Genomic DNA, 12,656 nt, shown 5'->3' with positions numbered 1-12,656 from the left:
AAGTTCATGTCGCGGCGAAGACACTGCGAGGCTTACGAGCCGTCGACGACGGGGACAATTGTGTATAACCACATGAGTCGAAGTATGCTTCCTCAATGACGCCGCCTTTGGGTGTCACGTTGAACTTTCCCGCCGCAGGATTGATAAAGGCGACCAGGGGCGGCCGCATGATGTACCACGCCAGCACCGACTCGTAGACCTCGTTCCAGAACGAATGGCGGAACCGGCCCTGGATGCGCGAGTTTGTCATGTTGGCATGTAGCAGGTGGGGCAGCGAAAAGATGGCAATGCTCAGCGCCGGAGCGTTGATGACATGCGCGCCGAACAGCAGGTATGCCAAGGGCGCGGTGAGGAAAACCAGTCGGGGCAGCCCATAGAAGAAATGCAGCATCGCATTCAGGTAGCACAACCGTTGTGGCAACGAAAGGCCCGGCCCCAGCAGCGGGTTGTCAATGCGGCAGATCTGTGCCATGCCGCGCGCCCAGCGGATACGCTGCCCGACATGCCCCGACATGCCCCGACAGGCTCTCTGTCGCTAGTCCTGCCGCCTGTGGGATGGCGAGGTAGGCGGTTCGGTACCTCAGACGGTGGAGCTTGAGCGCGGTATGGGCGTCCTCTGTTACGGTCTCGACAGCGATCCCGCCCACTTCCATCAGGGGCGCCCGACGAATGATTGCGCAGGAGCCACAGAAGAAGGTGGCGTCCCAGAGGTCATTGCCGTCCTGTACCAGGCCGTAGAACAACTCGCCTTCGTTTGGCACGTCCTGAAATGTACGCAAATTCTTTTCAAACGGGTCAGGCGAAAAGAAATAGTGCGGTGTCTGCAGCATCGCGAGCTTGCTGTCTTTCAGAAACCAGCCCATGCAGACTTGCAAAAAGGAACGCGTCGGGATGTGGTCGCAGTCAAAGATGGCGACATATTCCCCACTGGTGTGCGTGAGTGCTGCGTTGAATTTCCAGCTTTCGCGTGGCGATTGTTGGCGCGCGTAACATGCTCGACACCCACCTTCTTACAAAAACGTTGGAACTCGTCGCGGCGGCCGTCATCAAGCACATGAATCTTGATCTTGTCGCGGGGCCAGTCGAGTGACATGGCAGCGAAAACAGTCGGCTTTACCACCGACAGCGGCTCGTTGTAAGTTGGGATGAAGATGTCTACAGTTGGCCAGGCCGCAAGGTCCCGAGGCATTAACATTGGCTTGCGCTGAAGTGGCCATGCGGTCTGGAAGTAGCTCAGCACCAAGACAAGGAAGGCGTAGACCTCTGCTGCCAAGAGACCAGCGCCGAACGCGAGACCAACCCAGGAATCGAAAAGGATCGTCTCTGTGAGTCGCCAGTACATATAGCGGCTGCTGGCGGCGAGCGACAGGATGACAAGCATCAGCGCGGCAAAGTGCCCTTTCTTACGAGATAGAGCCACCGCCATCAGATAGCACCCGAGCGCAAACGCAGCCTGTAGACTGAATTCCAGGGGTACCGTCACAACGGTCAGGAATAGCAAGAGGCCAAGGAGAAGACCCAAGCGTCGTGCAACGGCGCCTTCCCATAGCCGCGAGTGCGAGAACGCTTGGGCAAGGAGTTCGCCGCGGCTACTGAGAGAGCGGCGAACCTTCTTGGGCTTGGACGGCTTAGCGGACGTCATCCGACTATCCGCGCAAGCCATGCAACTGGCTGCGTAATCCGTTGGCACAGCGACAAATATCCAGCGCCGCCTGACTGTGCGGGCTTTGCCGGACAATGGTGCAATCGTGAGCCAGCGCCTCTGGGACTGCCCCATCTTCATGGACGGTCCCAAGGATGCGCTGCCCTCGCTGATCACGAAGGATTTGTACGACGTCCTTGCTGAGTTGACGCGCCATATCGACCTGATTGATGACAAGCATCTGCCCACGGTAGTCGCTTCGGTGCGTACAGTACGTGCGAATCAAGTCATCCATCAAGGGAAGTGTTACGTATGACGCCGCGTCCGCGAGGACCACCACCAGACAGATGTGCGCGCACGACAGCACCTGGGGCATATAGGGTGACGAGCGGGGGGGGGGCGACAATGACGATGTCGTTCTCTTCCAAGCCGAGCAAGCCAAGATGGCTCCGAAGCCAGTCCGGACGGCTCCTCAGGTGCTGCTCGAAGGCGGCAAGATCCATCTCACTCAGGCGACCGAAAGGCAATACAGCTGCATGCCCGCCATGCCAGACGCTTTCAAGCCAACGCTCACCGGAAAGCGTTGCGCGTGCGTGGCCGGCAATGCTGTCTATCGGCATGCCGAAATGCAAGCGAAGCACATTTTGAGGATCGAGGTCCACGGCCAACACACGCTCGCCCGCTTGCGCGAGGGCATCAGCGAGATTGGCCGACAGCGTGGTTTTGCCGACACCGCCCTTGGCGGAGACTACTGCGACGATTTTCAAAGTCGGACACTCAACTGTGCTTGAGACGGTCGAGGAAAGACCGGCGCGTAGCACTGCGATTCGCTTGCGTAGACGGCAAAGCCTTGCCCTCGAGGCGCGCAAAGATTTCGGCAAGCGGTTGCGAAGCAGCCCGCGCGGATGCAGCATGCTCGACCGGAGATTCTCTGGTCCGTTTGCCGCTGGGATTCCTCTTGGCTTCGCGGCTTCGAGTCATCTTGCGGAGACGCCGAGGAAGCCGACTGCATCTTGAGGCTGCGGCCTTCCTGCCTTTGCATTGCCTGCTGCAGGGCGGCTCGGCGCTCCTTTGGATCGAGCGCCGTGACGACTGAACGCGGCGTTGCAGCGACCGGTATCGTCTTCTGTACTGTTGTGACGGTATGCAGTGGCGATACCGACGCGTCTTGGTCCGGTTGCAATGCGGCTAGCAACGGCCAACGTTGCAGAGCCTCCTTGGCAGCATCTTCTTGCACAATTTCCCGATAGCTTCCCGGCTTGACCCCGAAGCGGTTGAAGAGTTTTCCAAGATCGTCGTACTGGCTCATTCCAGGTATCCAAGGCGTACAAGAATCTGCGAGAAGGAGCGCCGCGTCACGGTCCGAGCCGGAAATCCATACTTCCGGTGGCATCGAATTGCGATAGCGCTATGAGCTTCAGTGCATCCGGCGATCCAAAGGACCGAAACCAGTACTGATAGGCTCCCTGCAGGAAGTCCGCTTGCCATTGCCTTTCGCTGCTCTGTTCCATGGGGGATAGAGGCGCGCAGTGATGGCGTACAACAAGTGCATCCCCGGTGTCTTGGATACTGGTCCAACCCCAGTCGATGTCGAGCCAGAAATCGCACGCTCTAGCTCGCCTAATGTTTTGCAAGGCCCCGGAGAGAACTGAGCGGCAAAGCGGCAACCAACGTTGCTCATGAACTCTCGCGTGCCGTCATGGCCGAGTTCCGCGCAGAGTTCTCCAGACAGGACGTCGATAAAGTCCCGCCATTGCGTCGACGTATGGCGCTCAGCAAGGTATTGGAGAGTAGCGTTATCCATGCGCAAATCCTATGCCCATATCCTTACTCATGATTCCAGAACCAGGCTCGCCTTCCCATATCCAGCGAGACATCCGATCCTGCAGCCTGCGCTACCAACCGCTCATGAAAACGTTGGCATTCCGAACGGGCATCCGAATCGCCCGCCCGTTCCGTGGTGTTACGCAAGTCTTCCCATCGCTGGGGAGATACATCATTCCCGTTAATCGCACGCAACAGCATGGCAGCAAGGACGACCAAAGTAGTCGCAATGAGCGTTGTGACAGCTAGCTTGAGCACGGATGGCCGTGGCTGCGGGGGAGATGCTCTCATCTTATCTTCAGCTATGAAAGCGTCGCAGGGTTTTCGCTCAAAATGCACGTAGATCTTCGCATATTCCTCGGCGGTAAAGAAAGAGGGTGTAGGCGGACCACCAAATTCGCCTACACCCATTAAGACGGCACGGGGATGCCGGATGGCATTGTGTTGCAAGGCATCATTAGTGGTACCCCCCAAGAGTCGGGATGAGTAAATTTGTAACAATAATCGACTTGAGATAATTTCCCCATCCGAACAATGGAGCGAGTCCTTAGTCAATCCAGAAAATCCCCCCGTAAGGATGGTCCAACCTACGCAGGGAAAGGCTACTTCTGGATTTGCCCAATAATGGGCGATGGCAAGTCTGACCCACTTGTCATTGCCCTGTGGGTTTAGGTGATACATGAAGCCTACACCCTATTTTTTCGCGAAAAATCGAGATATGTAAATTTTGTTAATGCGGCCTTCATTGCTATCCCCCCCAATGGGGGAATAAAAAATTCGTAAAAATCGAGCCGTCTGTCTTGAAGTTCTCGCCTTGTGGACCATAAACTTCGCCCTCGGTGATGCACTGCAACAGCGCACCGCTGTCATGCAAGAGAAATCAGTCTCGCGAAGTTCAGATTCAAAAATAGTGCAATAAGGTGTAAGTGTCCGCCGCAGCACATCCCGTCTAGTCATTCAGCGGCCAATGAAAGACCTTCGGTATCAAGGGAATATTCGAGACGTGCTCAAGCTTCCAAGCAGGCTGACGTATGGCAGGGCGGCAATGTACCTGGGGATCGTTCCGTTGCTGGCTTCCTGTGCACTCGCACCCGGGATGCGCTTCGACCCGCAGCGCCCCCTCGACCCGGAAGATCCGGAGTCGGTGCCCAAAATCACGCAGATCACTCCGGCGCTGGTGCGTACGCTGAAGGCCGCCGCGCCACTGACGAACGCCGGGGTGGACGAGCTGTACGACGTTCCAAAGCCCTATACCGTCGGAGTCGGCGACATTCTGTCGATCGTCGTATGGGACCACCCAGAACTGGTGTTCCCGACGCAAACCTATTCGATTGGCACGGCTTATGAGATCCCGAACTACAGCGGCGCGGCCAACGTGCCAGGCTACGTTGTAAGTCCCGCTGGGACCATCCAGTTTCCTTATGCTGGCGTGCTCAAGGTTCTTGGCCGCACGCCAGACGAGATTCGTGGACAGCTGAGCACCCAGCTCAAGCCTGTCGTCAACATGCCACAGGTCACCGTTCGCGTGCTCGCCTTCCGCAGCAAGCGTGTCTACCTCGACGGCGAAGTCAAGACGCCTGGCCCTCAGAACATCGATGACGTCCCCATGACCTTGGTCGAAGCGCTCAACCGCGCCGGGGGTATCAACGTACTAACTGGCGACAATAGCCGAGTCCGCATTTCCCGCGACGGAAAGAACTACGTCGTCAATCTGCCGGCACTCCTGCAGCAAGGCATCGACCCCGCCAACATCCTGCTGCGCCACGGCGATATCGTGCGCGTGGAACAACGCGAGGACAGCAAGGTATTCGTGACCGGCGAAGTCGTGCGACCTGTCGCCGTCATGCCGCGAAACGGACGCCTGACGCTCAGCGAGGCAATCGGGGAAGCTGGCGGCGTCAACCCCCTTTCGGCCAACGCCAAAGAACTCTACGTTATCCGCAAGAGCAACGATGGCGATGCCGAGGTGTTCCACCTCGACGGAAAGTCCCCCGTCTCCTTCGCCTTGGCGGAATCGTTCGAGCTGAAGCCGAGGGACGTCGTCTACGTCGACGCTGCTGGCGTGGTCCGCTGGAGCCGCGTGATCAACCAGTTGTTGCCGAGCGGCAACTTCTTCACCTCCACAGCGAACGCGGTCAAATGATCAAAACCGTACTCGTGGTGTGCATTGGCAATATTTGCCGGAGCCCGATGGCGCAGGGACTCCTCCAGCAGGCATTGCCGGATGCGAACGTCATTTCCGCCGGACTTGGCGCGCTCACAGGCCAGCCCGCCGATGCGCACGCCATCGAGGTCATGCAGGACATTGGCGTGGATATAAACGGCCATCGAGCCCAGCAACTGAGCCGCTCCCTGACGACGTGTGCGGACCTCATTCTCGTGATGGACAACGCCCAAAGGCAAGACATCCAGCACTTGCATCCGGCCACCACCGGTCGGGTTTTCCGTATCGGTGAGCTTGCTGGGTTCGACGTACCTGATCCCTATCGCGAGGCTCGTCCCGCCTTCGAAAACGTGCTGCGGCTAATCCAACGCGGCGTGGAAGCTTGGGTGCCGCGCATCCAGGCGCTTCGATAACTGATTCGGCAATGCAGATGAAACAGACTCCCCCTCCAGTTGTTGTTGCGGCGCCTTCGAAGGACGAAATTGATCTCGTCCGGTACCTTGATGTGCTGATTGCCAGTCGGTGGCTGATTGTATCCATTGCAGGGGTGGTACTTGCGTTGGGGATTGCTTACGCGTTCTTAGCTCGGCCGGTTTATGAGGCCGATATTTTGGTGCAGGTTGAGGACAATCCGAACAGTGCCAATAGCTTATTGGGAGACGTTTCCAGCCTATTCGACGTCAAAGCCCAGGCCACGGCCGAGATGGAAATTATTCGCTCTCGAATGGTTGTAAGTAAAGCAGTCGATAACCTGCGTCTCTACATTACGGCAAAGCCGAAATACTTTCCTGTCATCGGCAATTGGATCGCAAATCGCGCTAAGGGATTAGCGGAACCAGGGCTGCTTGGTTTCGGTGGATTCGCGTGGGCCAAGGAGTCCATAAACGTCAACCTATTTGACGTGCCGGAATCCCTTGAGGGTGAAAAATTCATATTGACAGTGCTGACGGATGGACGTTACCGCTTGGATCAATCCAGTCTCGACGGTCCGCTGGAGGGACAGGTGGGTCAGCAACTGACCGCTGTCCAAAGTTCGGGTAGCCTCTCCCTACTTGTGAGTGATATCAAAGCGAAGCCGGGTATTGTCTTCAACATCGTAAGAAACTCTGAGCTTGCGACGATCGAGAGACTTCAGGATGACCTAAAAATAGCCGAGAAGGGAAAGCAGAGTGGCATCATCGGCGCCACTCTCGCCGGCACCGACGCGTCCCTTACGGCGAGCATTCTGAACGAAATCGGTCAAGAATATGTAGCCCAGAATATCAGGCGAAAGGCGGCCGAAGCGGAGAAATCGCTGGCATTTCTGGGTGACATGTTGCCCCAGCTCAAGAGCGAGCTAGAGCGGGCTGAAATTAAATACAACGAGATGCGAAATAAGCGCAATACCTTCAATCTAAGCGAAGAAGGCAAAGCGTTCCTACAGGAAAGCGTGACCGCCGAGGCGAGCCTGTTCGAACTCAAACAGAAGCGCGCAGAGTTGAGCACGCGCTTTGCGGCATCCCATCCGGCTGTGCTGGCGGTCGAACAGCAAATCACTGCCTTGAGCGCAAAGGTGGGCAGCCTAGCAGGCCGGATGAAGAGTTTCCCAAGTGTGGAGCAGGACACACTTCGGTTGATGCGCGACGTGCAGGTCAATAACGACCTTTATGTTGGCCTATTGAACAATATGCAGCAGCTGAAGCTTGTGAAGGCTGGCAAGGTCGGCAATGTGCGCCTACTCGACAACGCTCGAGCTCCCGAGGAGCCCATCAAACCTAAGAAGGCACTGGTCATAGCGCTGGCAGCTATTCTAGGAGTACTCGCTGGGGTCGTAGCGGCTTTTGTGCGCAACGCGCTGTATGGGGGTATCACGGATTCACAGGACATCGAACAGCATACCGGCCTGAGCGTTTACGCCACCGTGCCGTTGTCGAATGCTCAGGCCCTCCTCAGTGAAGAAATCCGACAGCGCAAGCGCGGAACTTTCTTGCTCGGGGACCGCAATCCCAACGAGCCAGCGATCGAAAGTCTCCGCAGTCTCCGCACTGCTTTGCGATTCGCGATGCTCGACGCAGGCAATAACTGCGTGCTTATGACGGGCCCAACACCGGGCGTCGGTAAGTCATTTATTTCGGCCAACTTGGCTCTGGTAATGGCCTCGGGCGGCAAGCGCGTGCTGCTGATCGATGCCGATATGCGCAAGGGCCATTTGAACCAATATCTTGGCAAGGACCGGAACAATGGACTGTCGGATGTGTTGCTCGGCAAGGTGAGCGTTGGACAGGCAGTGCATCGCGAGGTACTTGAAAACCTGGACTTTCTGAGCACCGGCAGCTTGCCGCCGAATCCAGCCGAGTTGCTGCTCAACGAGCGCATGGTGAAGCTTCTTGATGAGGTGGCTCACCAATACGACCTTGTCCTGATCGATACGCCGCCAGTACTCGCGGTTTCCGATACCGCGATTCTCGCGGCCCGCTGCGGCGCGGTATTTCTAGTGACTCGTTTCGAGAAAACCACAATTGGCGAAGTTACAGAATCCGCAAAGCAACTGCGCCAAGCTCATGCGCACGTCAGCGGAGTAGTCTTCAATGGCTTGGATCCGAATGCATTCCGCTATGGGTATGGGTCGAAGTACGGACGATATAGATACGAATATTACGGATATTCTGCCAACGCCGCAGATGATAAGGCGTGATAGGCATGTATTTATCCTAGCTTGCGAACATGGTCAGTGACAAATGTAGTCATTAATAGATAATCTAAGGACGCGGTATGCTGCAGAGGTTACTAAATATAGCTTTGCGTGCGTGCACCCTCGGTAGCAAATTTCTCCTTTTTTTCTTCTTGGCCCGATATTTGTCGCCTGCAGAGGTCGGGCAATTTGGTCTTCTAGTGGGGGCTATTGGATATCTGTTGCTGCTAATAGGATTCGATTTTTATACGTTCAGTACAAGAGAGTTGTTGGGGCGACCGTTTGATCGATGGGCCGCGCTAATAAAAGACCAATTTGTGTTCTTTGCCCTGTGTTATCTAATCTTTCTGCCATTAAGCTACTTGGTCCTATGGGCTAATAATGTTCTCCCAAAGGCTTTGTGGGGATGGTTATTAGCACTGCTTGTGCTTGAGCATCTTGCTCAGGAGATGAATCGACTCCTGATATCAATGTCCAGGCCGTTATGGGCAGGGCTGACTCTCTTTTTTAGAGGTGGGATGTGGTCATTGCTTGCAATTGTATGGCTGCAGCTATTTTCAAATAGTCGTACGCTCTCGACTGTTCTGTTTGCCTGGAGCCTGGGGGTTTCTAGTTCATTGGTCATTGCCGCTCTGCCTTTTTTAAAGCTCAATTGGAGTTCCGTTAGGCTACCCGTAGATTGGCGGTGGTTGTGGAAGGGAACTATGGTGGCGGCACCTTTGTTAGTTGCTACGCTAGCGTTAAAGGTGCCTTTTGCCTTTGATCGCTTCCTGGTCAATTTCGTAGCGTCCCCTGACGTGGTGGGCGTATACGTCTTTTACGCGGGTATTACTAATGCAATTCTTGCATTGATAGACGCCGGTGTTATAGCGTTCACGCTGCCTGCACTAATACGGAGTGTTACGGACGGAGGGTTTGCGGAGCAGATGTCCCGGTTCTCAAAAGCCATATTCACGTCGACGATTTTGGTGGCGCTTCTCGCAACTCTAATTGTTAAGCCCGTATTATTGCTTATAGGCCGAGAAATATATGTGGAGCATATCTCCATATTTTATGTGTTGCTTGCAACGATCTCTATATTTTGCCTTGGATTAATTCCGCATTATGGACTTTACGCGCTCCGATGTGATCGTTGGTTAATTATTGGAAATATCTGTGGCGCCGTTATTTTCTTATCCATTGGCTACCCATTTTGTAGATGGCTTGGGGCATTGGGTGTTCCTTGTTCCATGTTTTTTGCTTTCGCCGTACTTGGAGTTTTGAAGGTGGTATTGTTTTGGCGCGCACGTATGTCGAATATCTACCAAACAGTAAAGGATGTTGAATATGTTTGATAATAAAGCAATTTTAATCACCGGTGGAACTGGTTCATTCGGGAAGCAATATGTGAAAACTTTGCTTTCCAAATATAAGCCTCAACGTCTTGTGATTTTTTCGCGAGATGAATTGAAGCAATTTGAAATGCAGCAGGAGTTTAACGACTCTTGCATGCGATATTTCATTGGCGATGTGCGGGACCAGGAGCGGCTCGTCCAAGCGACGCGAGGTATAGATTACATAATTCATGCTGCTGCGTTGAAGCAAGTGCCGGCTGCTGAATATAATCCAACTGAATGCATAAAAACCAACGTACATGGTGCTGAAAACGTCATTTACGCGGCATTGGAGAATGAGGTCGAGAAAGTTATCGCGCTTTCCACAGACAAAGCCGCGAATCCAATCAATCTATACGGTGCAACAAAACTCGCCTCCGATAAGTTGTTTGTAGCCGCGAACAATATGGCCGGCGGGCATCGCACTTCATTCTCTGTCGTCCGGTATGGGAATGTCGTCGGATCCAGAGGCTCGGTGGTGCCGTTCTTTCGCTCTCTACTCGAACGAGAGGTCGGATACTTGCCGATTACTCACACTGATATGACGCGGTTTTGGATTACTTTGCAGCAAGGTGTCGATTTCGTATTGAAGAATTTCAGGCGAATGAAAGGAGGGGAGATCTTTATTCCAAAGATTCCTTCTGTTTGGATTACTGACCTCGCAAAAGCAATGGCGCCAAATGTATCGCACAAATACATTGGAATTCGTCCAGGCGAAAAACTGCACGAAATCATGTGCCCCGCAGATGACTCTCACCTGACGCTTCAGTTCTCGGATCACTATGTTATCTGTCCAACTATTACGTTCAATCGGAAGGATAATGATTTTCGAAAGAATGCGTTAGGTGAACTCGGTACGCCGGTCGAGTTGGGATTTGAATACAATTCCGGAACAAATCCAGTCTTCTTGGACGTCGATGAGATTCTGGAGTTCAATAACCTTGCAGGTGTGTGATGATTCCCTATGGCCGGCAAGATCTGACTGAAGATGACATTGCAGCTGTTGTCGATGTGTTGCGCTCCGATTTTTTGACACAAGGGCCCGCCGTGCCCAGCTTCGAAAGGGCAGTGGCAAATTATGTCTCTGGAAAGCACGCAATTGCTGTCAACAGCGCAACAGCAGCATTACATATCGCATGCCTCGCGCTAGAACTTGGACCCGGAGACGAACTCTGGACTAGTCCGATCACGTTTGTTGCATCTGCGAATTGTGCACGCTACTGTGGCGCGAAAGTGGACTTCGTAGATATAGATCCAAAGACATATAATTTAGACGTTACTGCGCTGCGAGCCAAGCTTATTGCGGCGAGGATTCAAGGCCGACTTCCAAAAATCGTCGTTGCGGTTCACCTTTGTGGACAGTCCTGCGACATGGAGTCCATTTTGGCACTAAGCCAGGAATTCAGCTTTCGTGTCATTGAGGACGCTTCTCATGCAATTGGAGGCCGTTATCTCGGCAATCAAGTCGGCGGGTGCCAGTTTTCTGATGTGACGGTTTTCAGCTTTCATCCGGTGAAAATAATTACTACTGGGGAGGGTGGCATAGCTGTCACAAATTCTGCAGATCTAGCGAACCGAATGAGATTGTTACGAAGTCACGGTATAACTCGAGATCCGTCGGAAACGACTCATATTCCAGATGGTGCTTGGTATTACCAGCAGTTGATTTTAGGTTTCAACTACCGACTTACGGATATACAGGCTGCATTGGGGAGTAGCCAATTACTGCGCATAGATTCGTACATAAAGGCAAGGCGGAGACTTGCCGCGAGGTATGACAGTTTGTTGGCCGAACTTCCGATCGGGCTACCGTGGCAGTTGCCGGAGACGGAGTCGAGTTTCCATCTTTATATCGTCCGAATTGGGCAGTTGGCTGGTACCACCAGAGATGTCGTATTCGATTCGATGCGAAAGATGGGCATAGGAGTAAATGTTCATTATATTCCGTTGCATCTGCAGCCATACTATGCTGCTCTCGGATTCAAGCCTGGAGACTACCCGATAGCTGAGAAATACTACGAAGAGGCTATCAGTCTTCCCTTATTTGCTACCTTGTCGATCGAGCAACAGGATGCTGTGGTATTGGCACTTCAAAGCGCAATTCGATGATGAAAATAGGAATAATCCCGGCTCGTGGCGGTAGTAAGCGCATAGAAAGAAAGAACATCAGGGCTTTTCATGGAAAGCCAATGATTGCCTATTCAATTGAGGCAGCGCTTCAGGCGGGTTGCTTTGATCAAATTGTCGTATCAACGGACGACTCGGAGATCGCAATGATAGCGGAGCAGTTTGGTGCCTCAGTCCCGTTCGTAAGGCCAGCATATTTAGCTGATGATAGTACTCCGAGCACCGCGGTTCTTCGACATGCCATTGAGCAGTTTGTGAAGAATAGTGGGGATATCGACTATGTTTGCTGTATATATGCCACCGCACCGTTTCTAAGTCCAGAGGACATAATAAGGGGTTTTCAAACTCTGGTAGAAGCTGACGCCGACTACGCGTTGGGCGTTACAAGTTATCCATTCCCGATACAACGGGCCGTAAGGGTTACAAAAGACGGGCGTATGGATATGTTCCAGCCGGAGTACATGCTTACACGGTCCCAAGACTTGCCGGCTGCATATCATGACGCGGGACAATTTTGTTGGGGGCGTGCCAAAGCCTTTTTAGCGGAAAGGCCAGTGTTTGGCGAGCATACGGTGCCAGTCCTACTGCCGCGATATCGAGTTCAGGACATAGACACGGAGGAAGATTGGGCTAGGGCTGAGCTAATGTACGCCGCTAGGGACATGCTGATCAATGAGGTTTGCGCTTGATGTCGCACGGGCCAATGACCGCGGTTTTCGCAATGCGAGAGAGATAGGCCGATTCAAGCCGGTTTTTCTCGCATTTCACGCCTTTCCTGGTGCGCTTTGCGCGCTCAGGACGGACTGCTCCCCTGCAGCGCCAACAATTGCTTTTTGGCTAGCGCCAGATTCACCA

At 53.8% G+C, this 12,656-nt stretch carries 12 protein-coding genes and 2 pseudogenes; 7 read left to right on the top strand and 7 right to left on the bottom strand.

Annotated features, from left to right (window positions below; all coding sequences use genetic code 11):
• Positions 1 to 4 precede the first annotated feature (4 nt).
• The 7 genes and pseudogenes from J8I34_RS35595 to J8I34_RS31610 all read right to left on the bottom strand — a co-directional run bounded on the left by J8I34_RS35595 (position 5) and on the right by J8I34_RS31610 (position 4,147).
• Positions 5 to 472 (bottom strand): hypothetical protein, encoded by a 468-nt coding sequence (locus tag J8I34_RS35595; RefSeq protein ID WP_371748182.1) that lies wholly within the window; start codon positions 470 to 472, stop codon positions 5 to 7.
• A pseudogene (locus tag J8I34_RS35590) lies at positions 450 to 1,093 on the bottom strand (glycosyltransferase). The gene J8I34_RS35595 and the pseudogene J8I34_RS35590 overlap by 23 nt, the downstream one beginning before the upstream one ends.
• Positions 1,094 to 1,646: 553 nt before the next feature.
• Complete coding sequence (locus tag J8I34_RS35330; RefSeq protein ID WP_256441902.1) at positions 1,647 to 2,018, bottom strand: cellulose synthase operon protein YhjQ/BcsQ; 372 nt, start codon at positions 2,016 to 2,018, stop codon at positions 1,647 to 1,649.
• Positions 1,930 to 2,409, bottom strand: coding sequence for a cellulose synthase operon protein YhjQ/BcsQ (locus J8I34_RS35325; RefSeq protein ID WP_256441901.1), 480 nt, complete (start codon positions 2,407 to 2,409; stop codon positions 1,930 to 1,932). Before J8I34_RS35325 ends, J8I34_RS35330 begins: the two co-directional genes overlap by 89 nt.
• On the bottom strand, positions 2,406 to 2,951 hold the full coding sequence (gene bcsP / locus J8I34_RS31615) for a cellulose biosynthesis protein BcsP (RefSeq protein ID WP_209808139.1): 546 nt from the start codon (positions 2,949 to 2,951) through the stop codon (positions 2,406 to 2,408). Before bcsP ends, J8I34_RS35325 begins: the two co-directional genes overlap by 4 nt.
• A 46-nt stretch (positions 2,952 to 2,997) precedes the next feature.
• A pseudogene (gene bcsD, locus J8I34_RS35585) lies at positions 2,998 to 3,446 on the bottom strand (cellulose biosynthesis protein BcsD).
• A gap of 23 nt (positions 3,447 to 3,469) precedes the next feature.
• Positions 3,470 to 4,147 (bottom strand): hypothetical protein, encoded by a 678-nt coding sequence (locus J8I34_RS31610; RefSeq protein WP_209808137.1) that lies wholly within the window; start codon positions 4,145 to 4,147, stop codon positions 3,470 to 3,472.
• Between the two features lie 322 nt (positions 4,148 to 4,469).
• Here J8I34_RS31610 and J8I34_RS31605 point away from each other — a divergent pair, with 322 nt between their 5' ends.
• From J8I34_RS31605 to pseF, 7 genes are all read left to right on the top strand, one after another.
• The gene (locus J8I34_RS31605; RefSeq protein ID WP_209808143.1) at positions 4,470 to 5,609 is read left to right on the top strand and encodes a polysaccharide biosynthesis/export family protein; all 1,140 of its coding nucleotides are present in this window, start codon (positions 4,470 to 4,472) and stop codon (positions 5,607 to 5,609) included.
• Positions 5,606 to 6,043, top strand: a complete 438-nt coding sequence (locus J8I34_RS31600; RefSeq protein WP_209808135.1) for a low molecular weight protein-tyrosine-phosphatase — start codon at positions 5,606 to 5,608, stop codon at positions 6,041 to 6,043. The genes J8I34_RS31605 and J8I34_RS31600 overlap by 4 nt, the downstream gene beginning before the upstream one ends.
• 11 nt (positions 6,044 to 6,054) lie before the next feature.
• Positions 6,055 to 8,304 carry a polysaccharide biosynthesis tyrosine autokinase gene (locus J8I34_RS31595; protein WP_209808133.1) on the top strand — a complete coding sequence of 750 codons (2,250 nt, stop codon included), beginning with the start codon at positions 6,055 to 6,057 and terminating at the stop codon, positions 8,302 to 8,304.
• A gap of 77 nt (positions 8,305 to 8,381) precedes the next feature.
• Positions 8,382 to 9,635: a lipopolysaccharide biosynthesis protein gene (locus J8I34_RS31590; protein WP_209808131.1), complete on the top strand. Its 1,254-nt coding sequence runs from the start codon at positions 8,382 to 8,384 to the stop codon at positions 9,633 to 9,635.
• Positions 9,628 to 10,629, top strand: a complete 1,002-nt coding sequence (gene pseB, locus J8I34_RS31585) for a UDP-N-acetylglucosamine 4,6-dehydratase (inverting) (protein ID WP_209808130.1) — start codon at positions 9,628 to 9,630, stop codon at positions 10,627 to 10,629. Before J8I34_RS31590 ends, pseB begins: the two co-directional genes overlap by 8 nt.
• Positions 10,629 to 11,783: a UDP-4-amino-4,6-dideoxy-N-acetyl-beta-L-altrosamine transaminase gene (pseC, locus tag J8I34_RS31580; RefSeq protein ID WP_209808141.1), complete on the top strand. Its 1,155-nt coding sequence runs from the start codon at positions 10,629 to 10,631 to the stop codon at positions 11,781 to 11,783. Before pseB ends, pseC begins: the two co-directional genes overlap by 1 nt.
• The gene (gene pseF, locus J8I34_RS31575; RefSeq protein WP_209808123.1) at positions 11,780 to 12,490 is read left to right on the top strand and encodes a pseudaminic acid cytidylyltransferase; all 711 of its coding nucleotides are present in this window, start codon (positions 11,780 to 11,782) and stop codon (positions 12,488 to 12,490) included. The genes pseC and pseF overlap by 4 nt, the downstream gene beginning before the upstream one ends.
• The last annotated feature ends 166 nt before the right edge of the window (positions 12,491 to 12,656 follow it).

This window comes from Cupriavidus phytohabitans (assembly GCF_017815025.1).
GTDB lineage: Bacteria > Pseudomonadota > Gammaproteobacteria > Burkholderiales > Burkholderiaceae > Cupriavidus.
Note: the sequence above shows the minus strand (reverse complement) of the source record. Positions and strands in the feature narration are given on the sequence as shown.